At 42.4% G+C, this 21,271-nt stretch carries 15 protein-coding genes; 11 read left to right on the top strand and 4 right to left on the bottom strand.

The window, feature by feature from the left end:
• From V7K62_RS25440 to V7K62_RS25430, 3 genes are all read right to left on the bottom strand, one after another.
• A complete protein-coding gene (locus V7K62_RS25440) occupies positions 1-828 on the bottom strand; it encodes an SDR family oxidoreductase (RefSeq protein WP_334868989.1) in 828 nt (275 codons plus the stop codon).
• Positions 829-906: 78 nt separating this feature from the next.
• Entirely contained in the window at positions 907-2,334 is a 1,428-nt protein-coding gene (uxaC, locus tag V7K62_RS25435; RefSeq protein ID WP_334868987.1) for a glucuronate isomerase, read from the bottom strand.
• Between the two features lie 44 nt (positions 2,335-2,378).
• A complete protein-coding gene (locus tag V7K62_RS25430) occupies positions 2,379-3,410 on the bottom strand; it encodes a LacI family DNA-binding transcriptional regulator (protein WP_334868985.1) in 1,032 nt (343 codons plus the stop codon).
• A gap of 197 nt (positions 3,411-3,607) precedes the next feature.
• Here V7K62_RS25430 and V7K62_RS25425 point away from each other — a divergent pair, with 197 nt between their 5' ends.
• From V7K62_RS25425 to V7K62_RS25375, 11 genes are all read left to right on the top strand, one after another.
• Positions 3,608-4,093 carry a gluconokinase gene (locus V7K62_RS25425; RefSeq protein ID WP_334868984.1) on the top strand — a complete coding sequence of 162 codons (486 nt, stop codon included), beginning with the start codon at positions 3,608-3,610 and terminating at the stop codon, positions 4,091-4,093.
• Positions 4,094-4,231: 138 nt separating this feature from the next.
• On the top strand, positions 4,232-4,555 hold the full coding sequence (locus V7K62_RS25420; RefSeq protein WP_334868982.1) for a DUF1815 family protein: 324 nt from the start codon (positions 4,232-4,234) through the stop codon (positions 4,553-4,555).
• Positions 4,556-5,062: 507 nt separating this feature from the next.
• Positions 5,063-5,959 (top strand): inositol oxygenase family protein, encoded by an 897-nt coding sequence (locus V7K62_RS25415; RefSeq protein WP_334868980.1) that lies wholly within the window; start codon positions 5,063-5,065, stop codon positions 5,957-5,959.
• A gap of 1,032 nt (positions 5,960-6,991) precedes the next feature.
• Positions 6,992-7,993 (top strand): substrate-binding domain-containing protein, encoded by a 1,002-nt coding sequence (locus V7K62_RS25410; protein ID WP_334868978.1) that lies wholly within the window; start codon positions 6,992-6,994, stop codon positions 7,991-7,993.
• 267 nt (positions 7,994-8,260) lie between these two features.
• Complete coding sequence (locus V7K62_RS25405; RefSeq protein WP_334868976.1) at positions 8,261-9,316, top strand: ABC transporter substrate-binding protein; 1,056 nt, start codon at positions 8,261-8,263, stop codon at positions 9,314-9,316.
• Between the two features lie 469 nt (positions 9,317-9,785).
• Positions 9,786-11,342 (top strand): sugar ABC transporter ATP-binding protein, encoded by a 1,557-nt coding sequence (locus V7K62_RS25400; RefSeq protein WP_334868974.1) that lies wholly within the window; start codon positions 9,786-9,788, stop codon positions 11,340-11,342.
• Positions 11,339-12,337 carry an ABC transporter permease subunit gene (locus V7K62_RS25395; protein ID WP_334868972.1) on the top strand — a complete coding sequence of 333 codons (999 nt, stop codon included), beginning with the start codon at positions 11,339-11,341 and terminating at the stop codon, positions 12,335-12,337. Before V7K62_RS25400 ends, V7K62_RS25395 begins: the two co-directional genes overlap by 4 nt.
• 96 nt (positions 12,338-12,433) lie before the next feature.
• Entirely contained in the window at positions 12,434-13,834 is a 1,401-nt protein-coding gene (locus V7K62_RS25390) for a sugar porter family MFS transporter (protein WP_334868970.1), read from the top strand.
• Between the two features lie 568 nt (positions 13,835-14,402).
• Positions 14,403-15,524, top strand: coding sequence for a Gfo/Idh/MocA family oxidoreductase (locus tag V7K62_RS25385; RefSeq protein ID WP_334868968.1), 1,122 nt, complete (start codon positions 14,403-14,405; stop codon positions 15,522-15,524).
• Positions 15,525-15,652: 128 nt separating this feature from the next.
• Positions 15,653-17,269 (top strand): iron uptake porin, encoded by a 1,617-nt coding sequence (locus V7K62_RS25380; RefSeq protein WP_334868966.1) that lies wholly within the window; start codon positions 15,653-15,655, stop codon positions 17,267-17,269.
• A gap of 91 nt (positions 17,270-17,360) precedes the next feature.
• Entirely contained in the window at positions 17,361-17,525 is a 165-nt protein-coding gene (locus tag V7K62_RS25375; RefSeq protein ID WP_334868964.1) for a hypothetical protein, read from the top strand.
• 235 nt (positions 17,526-17,760) lie between these two features.
• Here V7K62_RS25375 and V7K62_RS25370 read toward each other — a convergent pair whose 3' ends face one another.
• The gene (locus V7K62_RS25370; protein WP_334868962.1) at positions 17,761-21,153 is read right to left on the bottom strand and encodes a HEAT repeat domain-containing protein; all 3,393 of its coding nucleotides are present in this window, start codon (positions 21,151-21,153) and stop codon (positions 17,761-17,763) included.
• Positions 21,154-21,271 lie beyond the last annotated feature (118 nt).

Below are 21,271 nucleotides of genomic sequence, written 5' to 3'. Positions count from 1 at the left end.
TTAAACTCCACTGTAAATACTAAATCCACCATCTACCGGCACAACTACCCCGTTGACGAAACTCGAACCAGAACTACATAACCAGATCAAGGTGCTGAGTAATTCATCTGGTTTTCCGAAACGTCCGGCGGGCGTATGATCAATGATTTTTTGCCCGCGAACGGTCAAACTGCCATCTGCATTTAGGAGTAAATCTCGATTTTGTTCCCCAATAAAAAAACCTGGTGCGATCGCATTTACTCGCATCCCATCACCATACTTTTGGGCGAGTTCTACGGCTAGCCAGCGAGTAAAGTTATCTATCCCAGCTTTCGCGGCTGAGTAGCCAACCACGCGGCTAATCACCCGAATAGCAGACATAGAAGAAATATTCACAATGCAACCGTGGGGCTGACTTCTTTCCACCATTGCTTGACCAAAAACCTGACAAGGTAATAGAGTCCCAACTAAATTGAGGCTAACTACTTCCTCAAAAGCAACGCGAGGCAGATCAAAAATAGTCGCATCAGCAGTAATTGTGGCAGCCGGAATATTACCGCCAGCCATATTTACCAAGATATCTATTTTACCCCAACGCTGTATAATAACATCCCTAGCGATTTCTAATTGAGAGCGATCGCTAACATCTGCCACCACAGCCATACTTTCTCCACCATTAGCAGTAATCTCAGCCACCACCGCCCCCGCCCTGACTTCATTGCGACCCAAAACGATCACTCGCGCTCCAGCCAGAGCCAAACCCTTTGCCATAGCCCCACCAAGCACACCAGAACCACCCGTGACTACCGCAACCCGCTCCTTCAAACCAAAAAGTTTACTTAAAATCAAAATAATTCCCCCACTTAGTAAAATTCTCTGCGTACCTCTGCGCTTCCCTTTGCGCCCCTTTGCGTTTAAATTCCCCTCTCAATTCCCCTCAAACTTGTAAGCAACCTTAGCGAGGTCATAAGCCAAAGCACGAGCCATATCATACCCTTCCTCCTCCTCAACCAATCCCCGCGCTACCAATCCAGCCAACCAATTACAAGCTACTCGCCGCCAGACATTATGACGAGCCGGAATCGAAACAAAAGCCCGTGTATCATCATTAAACCCAGCAGTATTATAAATTCCAGCAGTTTCCATTACCTGATTGAAATAACGCTCCATGCCATTTACGCTGTCATGAAACCACCAAGGCGGCCCCAGCAACACAGTGGGATAATGACCAGCTAACGGAGCCATCTCGCGGCTATAAGTGCTTTCATCCATACCAAAAATGATTAAATGGAAGCGGCGATCGTTACCGTAAGCTGACAACAACGGGCGTAGATTTTGAGTCCACTCTATTTTTACGGGAATATCAGCACCTTTATCAGATCCAAATCTCTCAAATAAAGCCGGGTTATGGTTACGCATCACACCACAATGCATTTGCATCACCAAGCCATCTTCTACACTCATCCGCGCCATTTCCATGAAGATATGACCGGTAAAATGTTCTATATCACCTGGATTCAGCTGGCTGTTTAATGCTCTAGCAAAGATAGCTTCGGCTTCTTGGTCAGAAAGGCGTGTGGTATAAGGTGTAGCTGCACCTTGATCGGTAGCTGTCGCCCCCATTTTTTTAAAGAAAGCTCGACGTTCTTCGAGAGCTTGCAAAAAATTGGCGTAAGTGTTAATTTCTTTACCGATACTAGTTTCCAACTTGCTAAGATTTTCGCGCCAACCAGGAGCATCCAGGTTAACTACTGCATCTGGTCGAAAAGTCGGTCTGATTTGAGTAAAACCTGCTTCGTGGAGCGATCGCTGATTCTCTAGGTTATCACTGGCGGCGTCGGTAGTACAAAGCACTTCGATGTTAAAGCGTTTGAATAATGCACGAGGGGAAAACTCAGGTGAGGCTAACAAACCTTCCAGACAATCATAGATATATCCGGCATTGCCAGAGTTTAAAGGTTCATCCACCCCAAAGACGTTAGTTAGTTCCTCTTTCAGCCACAACCCGGATGGAGTACCCTGGAATAGATAAAAATGGTCGGCGAACAATTGCCAGATTTTGCGGTGGTCGGTTTCTCCTGGTGAACCATCACTGGTAGGTATGCCCAAAGCTTGCAGAGATACGCCCCGACTATAAAGCATCCGCAACAGGTAGTGGTCAGGAATAATCAGTAATTCGGTTGGTGAACCAAAACGGGCTGCGGGATTAGCTAACAAGGCTGGATCTACGTGGCCGTGTGGGCAAACTAGAGGTAACGCAGATATACTATCAAAAAATTGATGAGCTAATCGTCTTTGAACTGGTTCTGGAGAAAAGCAGCGATTGGGAGATAAAGTCGGTTTTTTGGTTAACATAATTTTTGTTTGGTTAAAATCTCGGACATAAATTGTTTTGAATTTTAAATTGTTAATAATGCTGCACTACTACCACGCTGTAATAGAAAAGGAGATAAAACGCGGTTTTCCACAGTTTTTTCTTCTAATAAATCGAGTAACATTTGCATGGCATAGCCACCAATTTCTAACATTGGCTGGCTGACTGTGGTCAACGCTGGTGTAACGTAACAGCCCAGAGCAATACCATCAAATCCGACGATACTTAAATTTCGCGGTACTAAAATACCTAGTTCTTGACAGGCTAACAGAGCGCCAACTGCTACCATATCGTTGTAACAAAAAAGGCCTGTCACTTCCGCAACCAATAGTTTAGAAAGCATATTTTGCCCGGTGGCAACATCGCTGATTCTAGTATCATATTCATCACTAATTGAAACCCAATCAGTATTTGGTGGGATACCAGCTTCCGCAAGGGCCATTCGATACCCTTCTAGGCGCTGCTGGTTTGACCTGCTGCGATCGCCTACACCCAGATAACCAATGGCGGTGTGTCCCAGACTAATTAGATGCTCTGTGGCTAATTTAGCACCTAAGCGATCGTCTATTGCTACTGAGTGAAATATTTCCGATTGATCTTCAGTTTGACTATTAATCAAAACTGTTGGCACAGCAATTTGTGTGAGTTGCTTGATATGCTGCTTACTAATTCGTGAGTCGGCTATTAAGATCCCGTCTACCCTACGGCGATGAAAAGTATCAATAGCTGCCATTTCCTGCTCAAAATCTCGGTGTGAAGCACTCAATAAAACACTCAAGCCTGCCGGTCTGGCTATCTTCTCGATTCCCTCTACCACCTCTGCAAAAAAGGGATCTGAAATTGAAGTTACTACTACACCAATAGTATTAGTACGTTTATTTTGCAAGCTTTGAGCAATAGCATTGGGCACATAGCTCATCTCCTGCGCCAGTCGCTTAATTTCTTCTCGCACTTTCGGGCTAATTAGAGCGTTATCTCGCAAAGCACGTGAAACTGTAGAATGAGAAACGCCTGCTCTGCGAGCAATATCTTCAATTGAAATTCTTCGTTTATTCATTTTTTATCTTAGCTTTTAAATATTGCACACGTGTGCAATAGTATGTATTATAGAAAATAATCGTTATTTGTCAAGAGATTTTAATACAACTCACATTTGGCATCGAAAGGAGTCAGGAGTCATGACTTTTACCTCCGTCCATGATTACAACTACAAATTACGAATTACGAATTAGTTTTACTTTTCTTAATAAAAAAATGATTATTCTCGTAATGGGTGTATCAGGTTCTGGCAAAAGCACCATCGGAAAACTGCTAGCAGACTCCTTAGAATGGGAGTTTCGCGACGCTGATGCTTTTCACTCGCCAGAGAATGTTGAGAAAATGCGGCGCGGTATCGCTTTGAGTGAAGATGACAGAATGCCTTGGTTACAAGATTTGCAAACAGCCATAAAGCATTGGCTGCAAGAAAATAAAAATGTGGTGCTGGCGTGTTCGGCTTTAAAAGATAGCTATCGGCAATTTTTGGTATTGGATAGCGAACGCATCAAGCTAGTTTACCTCAAAGGGTCTTATGAGTTGATTCAAATGCGGTTGCAAGAGCGTAGCAATCATTACATGAGCGAAAAACTGCTCGATAGCCAGTTTTATACACTTGAAGAACCAGTAGATACTCTATGTATGGATGTTGCACAGGCACCCCAGATAATTGTCCAAAACATTAGAACAGCTTTGGAAATTTAGCTTATGCGTGACAACCGTAATATTAAGATTAATCACGTATCTCCGGAAACATCAACTTTTGGCAACTAAATCACATCAGATGTAAGTCTAAAGAAATTATAAAAGCAACCACATAACTGTAGTGGTAGGAGAAAACTAGTGTTTCTAAGATTAGCGCAAAAACATCAGGAATTCGTCCAAGACTTGGTAATGAACCTGCAAGCCTTGACAATTATACTTGAGCAGCGTGGCTATACTGCGTCTTGTTATACATGTGGCGACCAAATGAAGAGTGCTTCATTTATGGTTAGCCTTAGAGAAAAGCACCTGATTCGATTTTTAGTGTCTGATTACGGGATTACTTGGATGGAATTGTGGGACGATCGCGAATTAATGAAGTTGGAGGGTGCAGAAGCAATAAACCAGATACAAGAATTGGCTAATATTATCAAGTATTCCACTGCTGTACAATTAACAAATTGATAGTACGCTGATTTAGTCCGACAAAAAAATTAATAAGTATAGTTTTTGCACAGGTGTGTAAAACAAAAGATCAGCTGATATTTAGTTTTTTAACTATTTATTTAATTATTACCCGTCTCGCCATGCTTTGGAAAATAACGCGATGAGCATATTCCTTGATGCTACAGGGTATGATGCGATCGCTGTGGTCTCAGGTCGTCGCTACTGAGAAGACATCAAAATCTCTGACAATTAGCGATCGCATCAGTGCCTTGTCTTAACTATCATCACACTTTGTCTAATTTGTCAATTTTTTGCCTAATTCCTAATTCTGAGCCAAGCAGATTGGACAAAACAGTTGAAGAAATAAATTATGCATAGGTAGGAGAAGACGAAATGAAACTTAACACCTATTTTTGCACACGTGTGCAAAAATAATAAATAAGTCTAAGACAGATTTTGCACACCTGTGCATAAGGGAGTGCGAAAATACCATTTAACAAATACAATATCGACAACTAGGAAGACATGTCTCAAATCCTAAATAATGCCATTACTCAGGTTGAAAACAATCCCTTAGATTCACTAGAAGAATGGGAAGAAGACTTACTTAATCGCTATCCCGATCCAGACAGCATAGTTAAAGAAGGTAAAACTACCGAAGAGTACAGGAATTACGAAACGACTATTAGAGATACGGTGAAAGAGTTTTATCGGTTAAATCATATTAATCAAACATATAATTTTGTACTTCAAAAAGAAAAAGAATTTTTGAAGTTTGATAAAAAAGAAATGTCTGTTTGGGATGCAGTCGAATTTTTGAATCAATTGGTTGATGATTCCGATCCTGATACAGATATGGATCAGTTACAGCATTTATTGCAAACATCAGAAGCTATTCGCGCCGATGGTCATCCTGACTGGATGGTACTTACCGGCTTCTTTCACGATATGGGGAAAGTGCTTTGTCTATTTGGTGAACCTCAATGGGCTACCGTCGGGGATACTTATCCTGTAGGTTGTGCATTTTCTGATAAAATTGTTTTCTCAGAATTCTTCAAAGAAAACCCTGATTATAATAACCTCGATTACAACACTAAATATGGCATTTATGAGCCTAACTGTGGATTGAGTAATGTACATCTATCATGGGGGCATGATGAGTATTTTTATCAGATGATGAAAAACTATTTACCCGAACCTGCATTGTATATGCTTCGCTATCACTCATTTTATCCTCAACATCGTGAAAATGCATATCAACATTTGATGGATAAACATGATCAAGAAATGTTTAAATGGGTAAGCTTATTCAATCCCTACGATTTGTATTCAAAAACCCCTATTCCTCCTGATTGGCAGAAATTAAAACCATACTATGAAGATTTAGTGGTTAAATATTTACCCGCAACATTAAACTTTTAAACTACATAAAGTTAGGAGTCAAAATTGAGATGTGAAAGCATAAAACAGGTAGCAAATGTTCTTTATACCAAATCAGGCATAAAAATATTATCTTGTTTACTCCTCTATTGTCTTCAAGTGATATAAGACTAGTATTTGATTTTTGAAATGCACCTAGTGAACTGTCATGGCTTTAATAGTGCATTAGACGTAGACGTAGGTTGGGTGGAGGCTTTGCGTAACCCAACTGATTATCCGGATGTTGGGTTACGCAAAGCCTCCACCCAACAAAGCAATTTTTTTGCAACATTAAAGCCATGACAGTTCACTACAAGACTACCGAGATTTTTTCAGAAATCAAATATGATTCCTATAGAGGAGCAATAACAAATAAGTAAGCTTGACAAGGAGATTTGAGTTAATTTAGAAAATCTAACCGAAGGATGTTTACATTTCCCAAAATCTAACACTATGATCAAAAATTTTTCTCTCATAATCAGATATTTTCGGAAGCAGATTGATTGAGAAATGTTACCGTTTTTAACCTTTTCATAAATCTTCAATTTGCTGATTACTGCAAATGCTTTAATATGAACACTTTAGATGACGTGGAGGGAGATATAAAAGCTTTTTTGTTTGTAAAGTTCGATAAAGAAAAATAATTTTTGCGAGGGAGCAGGATAAAATGAAAAAAGTCAAAACCAAATAAAGTTTTACGATTTTAAGAAAACTAATTTCTGAAAATTTCACTCAAAAGCTCTTTTCAGACTATGTACTACCGAAGTAATTTCACCAAAAAATAATCTACTTATTTTAAGTAGTGTGGTGTTCATAGTTTTGCTTTAAAAATAAAACATCTAGTTTCGTAAAACTAATCGCACTAACTCCAATTACGTCAAGTCATAAGACTTTTGGAGTCAGATTTAGAAGAGCTAGTAGTATCACTAGATTAGGTCTAAAGTTTTCAGTCCTAATAGATATTGTGATAACTGTGCAGATTTATATTCTGCTGACTTTCTCAAATTTAAATTCCGTTGTTAGAAATAGACGAATATGAAGAGAATCTCGCTCATAGTTGGCATATTAGGTTTCGCGGTTGTTAGCTGCACAAATAGCGCTCAAAATGACAAAACTGCTACTAATACTACTAACAAGGCTACTAATATAAGTGCAGAGAATCTTAGTTCTCCAAATAGAAAATTGCAAACAATCGGCGTTGCTTTGGGTGACTTAGGTAATCCTTTCTATAATGCAGTGCAGAAGGGGGCTGAGACAGAAGCCCAAAAAATCGGGGGTAATATCAGAGTTAATGCGGTTTCTAGTGCTTTTGATCTGAACCAACAAAGCAACCAAATCGAAAATTTTACCGCTGCGAATACTGACCTAATTATCCTCAGTGCTGTTGATAAAAAAGGAGTTAAACCAGTTATTGACCAAGCAAGACATGCAGGTAGGGTTGTGATTGCAGTAGATTCAGCCGTTGATGCAGATGTGGATGCGATGATTAGTTCCAACAATACCCAAGCTGGTGAGGTTGCTTGCCAATATATTGCCGATCGCATCAAAGGTCAAGGTAGTGTAGTCATTCTCAACGGTACTCCGATGGACTCAATCAATCAGCGAGTGGGTGGCTGTGAGAAGTCATTGTCCAAATATCCTAATATCAAACTCATCTCTAAAGACCAAAACGCTGAAGGAACTAGGGATGGAGGACTAAGAGTTATGAGTGATTTGCTGACAACCTTTCCCAAAATTGATGCCGTTTTTGCCACTAACGATCAAAGCGGTGTCGGCGCAGATTTAGCAGCTAAACAAGCAAGACGTAAAGAATTTTTTATTGTTGGGGTTGACGGATCGCCAGATGCAACCAAAGCGATGGAAGATAAAGATGGTGTATTTGCTGCAACTGCTGCTCAAAATCCCGCAGGGATGGCTCAAAAAGCGGTTCAGATTGGCAACGATATCATCCAGGGTAAAAAACCTGAGTCACCAAATATTCTGATTCCAGTCAACTTGGTTACTAGAGAGAACCTCAGCAGCTACCAAGGCTGGTAATTTGTAATTCGTAATTACAAAACACAGAAAAAGGGTTGATAAAGGAGGGTTACGCGATGTGCAACTTATCCTTAGAACCCCTCTCCAAACCTCTCCCCCACAGGGAGAGAGGCTTTGATTCTTGCTCCCCTTCCCTTGTAGGGAAGGGGTTGGGGGTTAGGTCTGAGAGAAAGTTGCACACGGCGTAAGGTTAGTATATTTTACCCAGTTTTTTAAAATACATCGTTTTCAAATTTGGTGTAACTAAGAATGACTTCTAGGAGATATATGAATGTGAAAAAGATTGCGTTTACCTCTGGTGTTACGCTTCGCGTAATCGCAGCTAGCTTATTAGGTATCATCAGTGGTAGTCTTGTCGGCTGTACAAATGCTTCTCCCGATAGCAACACAGCTACTAACACTGATACCAAACCTGCTACTAATACTAGTGCAGAAACTAAAACCGCCACTGGGAATGGAAAATTAAAATCGGTTGCCTTTACCGTTGGTGATTTAAGCAATCCCTTCTTCGTCCTCATGGGACAAGCAACTGAAGCAGAAGCGAAGAAGATCGGCGGTAAGGATGTCAACGTTACCGTAGTTTCCAGTGCCTATGACCTCAACCAACAAAGCAATCAAATTGAAAATTTCACTGCTTCCAATACTGACATCATTATCGTCAATGCTGCTGATAAAAGTGGCATTAAACCAGCAATTGAAAAAGCAAAACTTGCAGGTAGAATTGTCATTGCAGTAGATACAGGTGCGGAAGGAGGTGTAGATGCCACCATTACTACTAATAATGTCCAAGCTGGAGAAGTTAGTTGCAAATATATTGCCGATCGCCTCAAAGGTAAAGGTAGTGTTGTCATAGTTAACGGGCCACCAGTAGACTCGGTAATTCAGCGAGTTACTGGCTGCGAGAACGTATTGTCTAAATATCCTGATATCAAAATACTCTCCAAAAACCAAAATGCAGAGGGTAGTCGGGATGGAGGACTGAGAGTTATGACTGATTTGCTCACAACCTTTCCCAAGATTGATGCGGTTTTTGCCATCAACGATCCGAGTGGAGTCGGCGCAGAATTAGCAGCTAACCAAGCACAACGTAAAGATTTCTTTATTGTCGGGGTTGATGGTGCGCCAGAAGCAATCACTGCGATCGCCAATAAAGATGGTATATATGCAGCAACTGCTACTCAAAATCCGCGAGGGATGGCCGAAAAAGCAGTTCAAGTTGGCAACGACATTTTAAATGGGAAAAAACCTAGCAATTCCACCATTTTGATTCCAGTTAAGTTGATCACAAAAGATAACGTCAGCACAGAAAAAGGCTGGAAGTAATAAAAATTGTGAATTTGCAATTGAAAATTATGTCTTTTGATATCAATCCTTTGGTGCATTTGTAAAGTTTTGGCACATACCTAGAATGTCCGACAGTTTTCATTTAAATTAATACCAAACGTCATCTCTATTCCTGTCTTTTTTTTAATAGAAAGATGGGTTTAGAAAGAGGTTAAAACTCTGCTGCACCGAATCGAAAACCGCTATGTATGTGCATTAGTGGAAAGTTTGAGTGTCTATTTATAGCACTTAGATTTTCTCCACAATCTCTCTGAAATAACGTTAACAACAAAGGATGAAAATATCTCTTGACAACTCCTTAGTACAGACGCAATTAATCGCGTCTCCAGTCAGCTTTTAAAACATGATTTTGCGCTCAATCAAATATGAGTTTATTAATTTCTAATTCCCGATATCTGGGTTGGGCTGCGCCTACGCAAATTTTAAATAGTTTTTACAGGTTTTGCTCATGACAACAAATATTGAAACCTCACTTTCTGATACACCAAATAGCACGCCAGTGTTAGAAATGCAAGGAATTACAAAACGATTTCATGGTGTATCTGCGCTCCAAAATGTTAATCTCACAATTTACCCAGGAGAAGTTCACGCCCTCATGGGTGAAAACGGAGCAGGCAAAAGCACATTGATGAAAATCCTGGCTGGGGCTTACATTGCCGATGAAGGAGAAATTCGCATCAATGGTCAACCCTTGAAAATTACCGATCCGGCGACAGCACGCAAATCGGGTATTAATCTGATTTATCAAGAACTGAATGTTGCACCGAATTTAACCGTTACCGAAAATATGTTTATGGGTAGCGAGTTGCGGCGAGGTCAGCTTTTAGACCGGAAAGCGATGCAACTGGAAGCAGAAGAAGTGCTGGAAAGTCTGGGAGCCAATTTTACCGCGCAGACTATAGTTGGTACCTTATCCATTGCCGAACAGCAGCAAGTGGAAATTGCCAGGGCGCTGAAGGATAAAAGCCGCGTTTTGGTGATGGATGAACCAACAGCAGCCCTATCCGACCGCGAGAGCGACCATTTATTTGAGGTCATTCGCAAACTGCGGCGTGATGGTATTGCGATTATTTACATCAGCCATCGCATGGAAGAAATCTATGCCCTAGCTGACCGGATTAGTGTGTTGCGCGATGGTCAATATATTGGCAGTCTGACACGCAGCGAAATTTCTCCCCAGCGATTGGTGCAGATGATGGTCGGTCGCTCCATGCAAGACTTTTACGAACATCAACGGCAAATGAATCCTGGCGCCGTCGTGCTGTCAGTCAGAAATATGAGCGACGCCCGCAAGAAGATTGAGCCGGCTAGTTTTGAACTTCATGCTGGAGAAATTCTGGGTTTAGCTGGGCTGGTTGGTGCCGGACGCACAGAACTATCGCGGCTGATTTTTGGTGCTGACCGTAAGGCTAGTGGTGAAGTATTCTTGAATGGCAAAAAACTGGAAATTAATACCCCCAGTGATGCCATTGCGGCGGGAATTGGCTACGTTCCAGAAGACCGGAAAGACCAAGGTTTATTTCTGGAGATGAGCGCCCGCAAGAATATTGCTATCAATACACTCAAGCAGGATGCAAGGGGTGGAATTGTTAACTGGCCTTCAGTGAATCGGCTGTCAACAGACGCGGTGGAAAACTTTAATATCCGTCTAGCCAATTTGGAAATTAGAGCGCTCGATCTTTCTGGTGGTAATCAGCAGAAGCTACTGCTAGCGCGTTGGTTAGCCATTAAACCGAGAGTGTTGATGTTAGATGAGCCAACACGCGGCGTAGATATTGGTGCCAAAAGTGAAATTTACCGAATTATGAGCGAATTAGCAGCGCAAGGTGTTGCTATTTTAATGGTTTCCAGCGAACTATCGGAGATTGTCGGCATGAGCGATCGCGTCTTAGTGATGCGAGAAGGACAGCTGGTAGGCGAACTGGATGGCAGTCTTGGTAAAGAAATCACCCAAGAAAAGATTATGCACTATGCAACTGGAGCATCGGAGGTATTAGCATCATGAGTCAAATAGTCAGACCGCCTATCAATAAATCAGCCAACAATCCCGTATCCCGCAACCGGAAATCAATTAGCACTCTGTTGGAAGTTGCGGGTATTTTGCCAATCTTAGTAATTATCTGCATCTTATTTGCATTCCTTTCTCCCAACTTCCTCACCGCCGGTAACATCGTCAATATCTTGCGTCAGGCATCAATCAATATTGTGCTGGCGACAGGAATGACCTTTGTAATTCTCACCGGAGGTATTGACCTTTCCGTTGGGTCAATCTTAGCTGTTTCTGCCGTAGTTGCCCTGTTGGTATCGCTACTACCGGCTTTAAGTTGGGCGGCTGTACCTGCTGCCTTGCTAGCAGGATTGCTGTTAGGCTTACTCAACGGCGCTCTCATCACCTTCTTGGATGTGCCACCTTTTATTGTCACCCTGGGTTCACTTACAGCCTTGCGGGGTGTTGCCTTCTTGGTTGCCAAGGGGACAACGCTAATTAACCGGGACATAAATTTTGCTTGGGTGGGTAATAGTTATGTCGGCCCCCTGCCGTGGCTAGTAATCATTGCGCTACTGACTGTGATAGCTAGCTGGTTTGTGTTGCGGCAAACTGTTTTAGGAGTGCAGATATATGCCGTTGGTGGTAACGAGCGGGCAGCAAGATTAACAGGAATTAAAGTTAATCGGGTGTTGCTATTCGTCTATGGTATTAGCGGATTACTGGCAGGCTTAGGAGGAATCATGAGCGCCAGCCGTCTTTATAGTGCCAGTGGCGTATTAGGTCAGGGTTATGAATTAGATGCGATCGCAGCTGTTATTCTAGGTGGAACCAGCTTTACAGGTGGTATAGGTACCATTGGCGGCACCCTTTTAGGTGCATTGATTATTGCTATTCTCAATAACGGTTTAACCTTGTTGAACCTATCTTACTTCTGGCAACTAGTCGTCAAAGGACTAGTAATTATTTTGGCAGTAATGATCGATCGGTTACGCAGACGTTCCAGACGTTGAAGGATGGGACTGGGGACTGGGGGACGCGGAGAATAACTAACCAATGCCCCATACCCCATGCCCAATTCTCAATTCCCAATTCCCAATATATAAACTATGTCTTCTACTACTATTCGTCGTAAAGCCAACACGTTTTATGTCATTTTGATCGCTGGTGCTGCTGCCCTCGGCGGGTTTTTATTCGGTTTTGATACTGCTGTAATCAACGGCGCGGTTTTATCTCTAGCAAAAGCTTTTAACACCAGTAGTTGGGTAACAGGGCTGGCAGTATCCCTAGCATTACTGGGTTCTGCGGTAGGAGCCTTCTTTGCGGGACAGATTGCAGACCGTTATGGTCGAGTCAACGCAATGGTGGTCGCTTCGGTATTGTTTACTATCAGTGCTATTGGCTCTGGGCTTGCCTTCACTATCTGGGATTTTATCTTTTGGCGAGTATTAGGTGGGATTGGCATCGGCGTTGCCAGCGTCATCGCCCCAGCTTACATTGCCGAATGTTCTCCCACCCATTTGCGGGGAAGGTTAGGATCTCTGCAACAATTAGCGATCGTAGTCGGAATTTTCGTCGCCTTATTGAGCGACTACTTTATCGCTGTGTCAGCAGGTTCAGCAGACTCGCCGTTTTTGTTTGGAGTTGCAGCTTGGCGCTGGATGTTTTGGACAGCAGTCCCGCCAGCAGTATTCTACGGGATGGTGGCTTTAACAATTCCTGAATCTCCCCGTTACTTAGTTGCTAAAGGACGAGAGCCAGAAGCTGCTAACGTTCTGACCAAGATTTTAGGGGGCGATGTGCTGCCAAAAATCGAAGAAATTCGGCAGACAGTGCTTCGCGAACGCCAACCCAGTTTTTCTGACCTCTTAACCAGAAGTGGCGGACTCCTCCCCATTGTTTGGATAGGAATCGGCTTATCTGTATTACAGCAATTTGTTGGGATTAATGTCATCTTCTACTACAGCAGCGTTTTGTGGCGTGCTGTCGGCTTTTCCGAAAAAGATTCCCTATCAATCACGGTGATTACAGGAGCCGTCAACATTATTACAACACTGATTGCGATCGCCTTCGTAGATAAATTTGGTCGCAAGCCCTTACTGATAGTAGGGTCAATAGGCATGACCTTTACCTTGGGGACGATGGCTTATCTTTTTGGCAATGCTCCCCTCGATGCTGCTGGGAACCCCAATCTCACCGGAAGCGCCGGGACTATGGCTCTGATTGCAGCCAACCTCTATGTCTTTTGCTTCGGCTTCTCCTGGGGGCCAGTGGTTTGGGTGCTGTTGGGAGAAATGTTTAATAACAAAATTCGAGCCGCCGCGCTTTCGATTGCTGCTGCCATACAATGGGTTGCGAATTTCGTTATTTCCACAACATTTCCTCCTATACTGCAATATTTCGGTCTAGGTTCTGCCTATGGACTCTATACAATTGCAGCGGCTACCTCATTCTTTTTCATTCTCTTTTTTATTAAAGAAACCAAAGGAATCGAGTTAGAAGACATGTAATTGGCATCCATCTAGTACCACTGTACGTAATTCGGATCTCTGTGTTTTCTGCGCCTCTGCGGTTCCTTAAAAAAAATGGCTTTGACAAATAGTTTTAGCCTTATACCAATTTTTTATGAAGCTGCATAGAATTCGATCCCCCCTAGCCCCCCTTAATAAGGGGGGAACCGGAAAAACATCTATCAAAGTCCCCCTTTATAAGGGGGATTTAGGGGGATCAAGATATGTGCAACTTCACATTAAATTGGTATTATACCGATTACCTGTGAGGTTGTATAGAACAAGGGGCTTAAGGGGAGAATCTCACGCTTGTAAAGCCTAAAGGCATGTGTCGCCTCGTTCCCAGCCTCTAGGCTGGGAATGTATTCAAAGAGGGCTGCTGCCTCCCGTCAAGCTACTGGAGGCGGAGCCTCCCAGAATCGGTTCCCAGGCTGGAGGCTGGGAACCAGTCACCAGTCAGGGCAAGGGCTATATCTTTTTTTAGTGCCATTAGGGCTTAAGCCCCTTGCCTCACCAAGCCTGATTTTGTGCATTTCCTAATTCGTCTAATGAGTCTGCATTTCCATTTATGATCCTCCATCGCGGAGAAAAATATCAGACAAGAATTAAATACAAACCTTCGCTTCAGTCAATCAATAAAAAGATGGAAACTATCAATACGGCTCTTTGTTCTTCTGGTTTGTCCGGCATGGTATTTCATGCGCCGTTTATTGATTTGCATCCCGGATTTAAATTAGCCGGTTCTTGGGAAAGAAGTAAAAAGCTGATACAGCAAGATTATCCTGATGTAAAAAGCTATGCTTCTTTGGAAGCCTTACTAGCAGATAAGCAAGTAATCTTGGTGGTAGTAAATACACCCACTTATACCCATTACGATTATGCTAAACAAGCATTGCTTGCAGATAAACATGTAGTGGTAGAAAAAGCATTTACCACAACAGTAGCAGAAGCGAAAAACCTGAAAGAATTGGCAGAAAAACAGGGGAAAAAATTATCTGTATATCAAAATCGCAGGTGGGATAGTGATTTTAAAACAGTCAAAAAAATTGTCCAAGAAGGCTTATTAGGTGATATTGTTGAAGCAGAATTTCAATTTCAAAAATATAAACCAAGCCTCAGCCATAAACAACACGTAGAACTTCCAAGTCCGGGGGCAGGAACATTAAACAATTTAGGGGCGCACTTAATAGACCAAGCTTTGCATTTATTTGGAATGCCGGATGCTATTTTTGCAGACATCCGCATAACCAGGCTGCGATCGCAGGTAGATGATTGTTTTGAGTTGATATTATACTACGAGAAACTGCGCGTCAAATTAAAAGCAAGTTTCCTTGTGCGTGAGCCTACGCCGGCCTATATCATACATGGCACTAAGGGTTCTTTTCTTAAAAGCAGAGGCGATAAACAAGAAGAGTATTTAGTGGCGGGTATGAAGCCTAACACACTTGATTGGTATACAGAGCCGGAAAGTGAATATGGCTTGCTGCATACAGAAAAAGACACAAAAGTAATTCGAGAAAAAGTTAAAAGTTCACAGGGCAGTTATTTAGATTATTACGATGCGGTGTATAAATCTATTGTTAATAATCAAGCAATTGCTGTTACTGCCGAAGACGGAATTAATGTCATGCGGATTATAGAAGCGGCTATGAAAAGCAGCAATGAGCAAAAAGTTATAGCGTTGCTTTAAGTGACCTAAACTCTCAACTAAAAATATGTAACTTTAATCCTGATTAGCTCATCATCTGGAAGCTTTGATTCAAGTCTAATCTTTTTAGTTACAAAGTCAGAATTCAACCATTTTCAACTAACAAGTCAATGATCAAAATTCTTTTCTATAGCTTTTTTGTCTTATTTTTGACAATTCCAGCAGTTTGGGCAGCACCTCCAGAAGATGATTCTAATGCACCAGATGCTAATAGGAATTTGCAGGGACAAGTCAATTCTGTTTCCCAGTTCTCTGATATTAAACCGAGTGATTGGGCATTCCAGGCACTGCAATCGCTGGTGGAACGCTATGGCTGTATTGCAGGTTATCCTGATGCAACCTATCGCGGCAACCGTGCTTTAAGTCGTTATGAGTTTGCAGCTGGTTTAAATGCCTGTTTAGACCGAGTGAATGAATTAATTGCTGCGGGCACTAGCGATTTAGTCAAAAAAGAAGATTTGGTAGTGCTGCAAAAGTTGCAGGAAGACTTTGCCGCAGAACTGACAACTCTGCGCGGACGAGTGGATACGCTAGAAGCACACACAGCAACATTAGAGAAGCAGCAGTTTTCCACAACTACTAGATTGAATGCTCAAATTATTACCGCCATTAGTGATACCTTTGGTAATAGAGTCGGTGGCGAAGATGATGAATCCAATCTCTACTTTTCAAATCGGGGTCGTCTCAACTTTGAAAGCAGTTTTACTGGCAAAGATTTGTTGCGAGTCCGGCTAGAATTTGGCAACTTTGGAAATACTACCAATGGTGCAAGCCAAATTGCCGCAGCCACAGGCACAGGGATGACACGGCTGAACTTCGACTATGATAGCAACGAGACACTTTTTGTTCCCCACGTCCGTTACTACTTCCCAGTCAGTGATTCTCTTAACTTCGTTGTTGGGCCTACAGGCATTGGTTACACCGACATTACAACCACCGTCACTCCCGCCACAATCGCTGATGACGGCAATGGGGTTCCCTCACTTTTTGGGTCATACAGCCCCTTATTCCGGCGAGGTGGCGGCGGCGGTGCGGCTAACTGGAACATCACCAAAGACTTGGTTCTCACCTTGGGCTATTTAGCAAGCAGTCCCAATGTGCCATCGGGGAGCAACGGCTTGTTTGATGGCGGTTACAATGCTCTGGCGCACTTAGCCTATTATGGTAAACAAGGAGCGATTGGTGTTGCCTACTCTCATGGCTATAGCCCTGCTGGAGTAACCGATCTCGCAGCTGGGACGGGTAGCGTCTTGTCAAACGCTCCCTTTGGCAACAACATTGCTACCTCCAACGATATTGTCGGCACACAGGGATTCTATCGCTTCTCCCCGAATTTCCAAATCCACGCTTGGGGTGGATATATTTGGGCAAATGCCAAGAACTCTGGTTTGAGTGATATTTCCAATGGCAGGGGTGGAACAGATTCTCTATTTGTGAACAGTGGTGACAATGCCAATGTCTGGTTTGGAGCAATTGGTATGTCGTTTCCCGATGTGGGTGGTAGAGGCAACCTGCCGGGAATTCTCTTTGGTATACCCCCGCGTGTCTCGAACAGTGATGTCCGTCAAGACCGAGATAACGCTTACCATATCGAAGCATTCTATCGTTATCGCCTGAATGACAACATCTCAGTGACTCCTGGTTTTTGGGTGATTCTCAACCCGGAAAACGACAGCAGAAATGATACGCAATATGTGGGTGTGCTTCGCACAACTTTCGATTTTTAACTTTCTCGCTGTCGATCGCCCGCCATGATATTGTTTCCGCAGCGTGGTATGTATTGGTCAGGTTTTATTCGCGCTCAATAAAGATTATCTATTGAATGAAAAGGGGGCAAGAGCGATCGCTAATAGGTTTGCTATTTGCCCCCACGACTATCAACAACGGGTAGAGCAAGGGTTTGGACTTTTAGCTGCTGCTGCCAAATCGATAAGTGAGGCGATCGAGGATGATTTGAACCAATGGTTTAGAGGATGTTTGTAAAAGTCCTTAGTGATGTATCAAATACTCTTAGATCCCCCTAAATCCCCCTTAATAAGGGGGACTTTGATTCCGTTCCCCCCCTTTTTAAGAGGGACTTTGATTCCGTTCCCCCCCTTTTTAAGAGGGACTTTGATTCCGTTTCCCCCCTTTTTAAGGGGGGCTAGGGGGGATCGATAAGTGCCCAATATCACAGCCGACCACTTTTCAAACAACCTCTTAGATTAAAAATTACAAATTATTCTTCTGTTACTACCAAATTCCACAGCGCATCAATCCCATTTCCTATATATTTTGAATCCTGGTGTTGTGAAATCCATTCGGCGACAGTAACAGTAACATTGCTGGAGTTCTTGCCCAACTTGCCCAATGCTTCAGCAGCAGAGTAACGCACAATCTCACTCTCATCTTTGAGTAAACCCAGCAGTGCTTCAACTACCTGTGGCGAGGCGTTGCCCAACTTGCCCAATGCAGAAGCAGCAGAGTAACGCACATACTGACTCTCATCTTTGAGTAAACCCAGCAGTGCTTCAACTACCAGTGGCGAGGCGTTGCCCAAGTTGCCCAATGCTTGAGCAGCATAGTAACGCACACTCTCACTCTCATCTTTGAGTAAACCCAGCAGTGCTTCAACTACCTGTGGCGAGGCGTTGCCCAAGTTGCCCAATACTTGAGCAGCAGAGTAACGCACAATCTGACTCTCATCTTTGAGTAAACCCAGCAGTGCTTCAACTACCAGTGGCGAGGCGTTGCCCAAGTTGCCCAATACTTGAGCAGCATAGTAACGCACAATCTCACTCTCATCTTTGAGAAAACCCAGCAGTGCTTCAACTACCTGTGGCGAGGCGTTGCCCAAGTTGCCCAATACTTGAGCAGCATAGTAACGCACAATCTCACTCTCATCTTTGAGAAAACCCAGCAGTGCTTCAACTACCTGTGGCGAGGCGTTGCCCAACTTGCCCAATACTTCAGCAGCATAGTAACGCACATTCTCACTCTCATCTTTGAGTAAACCCAGCAGTGCTTCAACTACCTGTGGCGAGGCGTTGCCCAACTTGCCCAATGCAGAAGCAGCAGAGTAACGCACCCTCTCACTCTCATCTTTGAGTAAACCCAGCAGTGCTTCAACTACCTGTGGCGAGGCGTTGCCCAACTTGCCCAATGCAGAAGCAGCAGAGTAACGCACTCTCTCACTCTCATCTTTGAGTAAACCCAGCAGTGCTTCAACTACCTGTGGCGAGGCGTTGCCCAACTTGCCCAATGCATCAGCAGCAGAGTCACGCACACTCTCACTCTCATCTTTGAGTAAACCCAGCAGTGCTTCAACTACCTGTGGCGAGGCGTTGCCCAACTTGCCCAATGCATCAGCAGCAGAGTCACGCACACTCTCACTCTCATCTTTGAGTAAACCCAGCAGTTCTGCCAATACTTCCTGTTGTTCACCTAAAGCTACCCGATATTCTCGCAGTCGCTCTTTATCCAAATCTGCTGATGCTTTCAACTGTTCTAGTGCTTGAGCTTGAAACCGGGTTTCATTTAAATTGCAAAGAATTTGAAAAACCTGTGATTTAACTTTCTCACCTACTTGCTGAGAATTGCTAACTTCAAGCTCAATTAATCTCTGCAAAATATTTGTAATCAAATTGCCATCAGATAATTTTAAATCTTCAGCTAAACAAGTACCTGCAAATAAAAGATTGCGGTGCAGCCATTCTTCATAAGGAGTCTCTTGTTGCAGAATTGCTTCAATAATTCTTTTCGAGGTATTTTTATTTTGTTGAGCTATTAACAGCAACAACACCTCTCGCCAGTGGGAATTGTGTAGATAATCTCGAATGTGATTTAGTACTTCGTTAAAGTCTTCTAATTGGCGACAGCCTATTTCTTCACCTGCCAAATATTCCTGAAATGTCTTATGCACAAAGGCATATCTATCTTGACCTTGTTCGTTTAATAAACCACAGCGTTCTGTAATATGGTCAACTAAGCGTTCTGCTTCGGCTTTAGCTTGATGACTCTTAACTGGATAATATGAATCACAAATATATTGGCTTAATTGCGTAATTAACTCATCTCTATCAATCAGCGTACCGCCTTCTTTATCGCCACTTTCCCCTTGAGAATGAATCCAGTAAGCTAGGCGTTGCATCAATATTTTGATATCGTCCAATTGAATATAATGCAGCTTCAGAGACTCAATGCCCTTGTCTTCATCCCAGTTAATCAATAGCGTATCAACTGCCTGTTCATAGAGTTTATGTCGCTGTTTAGGCAAATGTGCGTCATAGCGATGAATCAAAACAATAATTGTCAGTAATAAAGGATTGCGTGCTAATAATTTGATGCGTTCTTGTGTTGCTAATGCTTTTTTTAAGCTTTCTTGACGCTCTTGTGCTTTTTCTGGGTTGTTTGGCAGTCTGCTGTTATACCATTGCTGAATAAATAGATCAATTTGACTATCATCAAATTTTTCTAGCTGATAATGAGGGAATTCATCTGTACCAAAAAACTCCCGACTATAACCTGCTGGACGCGAAGTTATAATTGCCCGATTTTGAGAATATTGTCCGAGAAAGCTGTGAATTATCTTGACAAATTCATGGCGATCGCTTGCTTTAGCGATTTCATCTAAGCCATCAAGTAAAATTAACGCTCTCCCATCTTCTAACCAATGTTCAAAGAAACCTTTGGGCAATTCTTTAACATGAATACTATTGGCAAAATTGCGTACATATTCTAAAAGATTCTTCGTTGAAGCTTTGCCTAAGTCTCTAATTCTAATCAAAATTGGCAGTAACTCTAAGTCTGCTGATAAACCGAGTTTTTCAGTCTGCTGTTCAGCCAGCACCAAAGCAAAGTAACTCATCAAAGTTGTTTTACCAACTCCTGGTTCTCCCAACACAACAAATTTATTGCGTGTATTTTCTTTCAGCAGTTCTTGGGCTGAGAATTTCTTGGCACTACTTTGTTGTGCCCAAAGTAAATTTTGCTGGCGTTGCTGGTTGGCTGTCTCTTCCAAAGCCAAATCTAGATTTAATTTTAAACCTATGCTTTCTCTAACTTCCATCTGCTCAACTACATTAGGCATCACAAAAATTTGCGGTAGTTTAGCAAACTTTTTTTCTTCTTTTGTTTTTACCTTTATGCCGCCTAATTCAACACCATCAAAATAACCTGAAAGTTGTTTGAGATAATCTGTTTTGGCGATTTGAAACTTTAAATATGTATTGGTATGTTCAAAATAAGCATCTACAAAGTTTTTCAGCCAATGTTCAATACTCTCATTGCAAAACCTTAAGTTTGGCTTTTCTGATTTAATTTTGTGGAATATTTGAATTAAAACTTGTAGATTTGGGGTTGTTTTCTCTGTAAAAGGCTTCTGTAATTCTTCTTGAACTCCTGTATCTTTGAAAAAGCTCTCTACAAGTTCTCTCGCATCTTTTGGCGTACAACGAAAAAATAAATGCTTATCAGAATCTTGATTAGCATCCCACTTTTCAGCAGATTGTACACCTGCTTTCAAAGCTCTTTCTAAGTCTGTAGGATTTAATGCACTATTGATTTTCTTAACAATTTCTGGAAATACTGCTTTTCCTACTGAGCCAGCAATAGTTAATAACTCTGCACTCATATTGCTTGGTATATATAGTTTATATACATACTACACGCTTATTAGCTTTGTCAGTCGCTGTGCAAATTTTAGAACCGATTCACAGACCCAAAATCGTTGGAGATCCCCCTAAATCCCC

Source organism: Nostoc sp. (assembly GCF_036917935.1).
GTDB lineage: Bacteria > Cyanobacteriota > Cyanobacteriia > Cyanobacteriales > Nostocaceae > Nostoc.
Note: the sequence above shows the minus strand (reverse complement) of the source record. Positions and strands in the feature narration are given on the sequence as shown.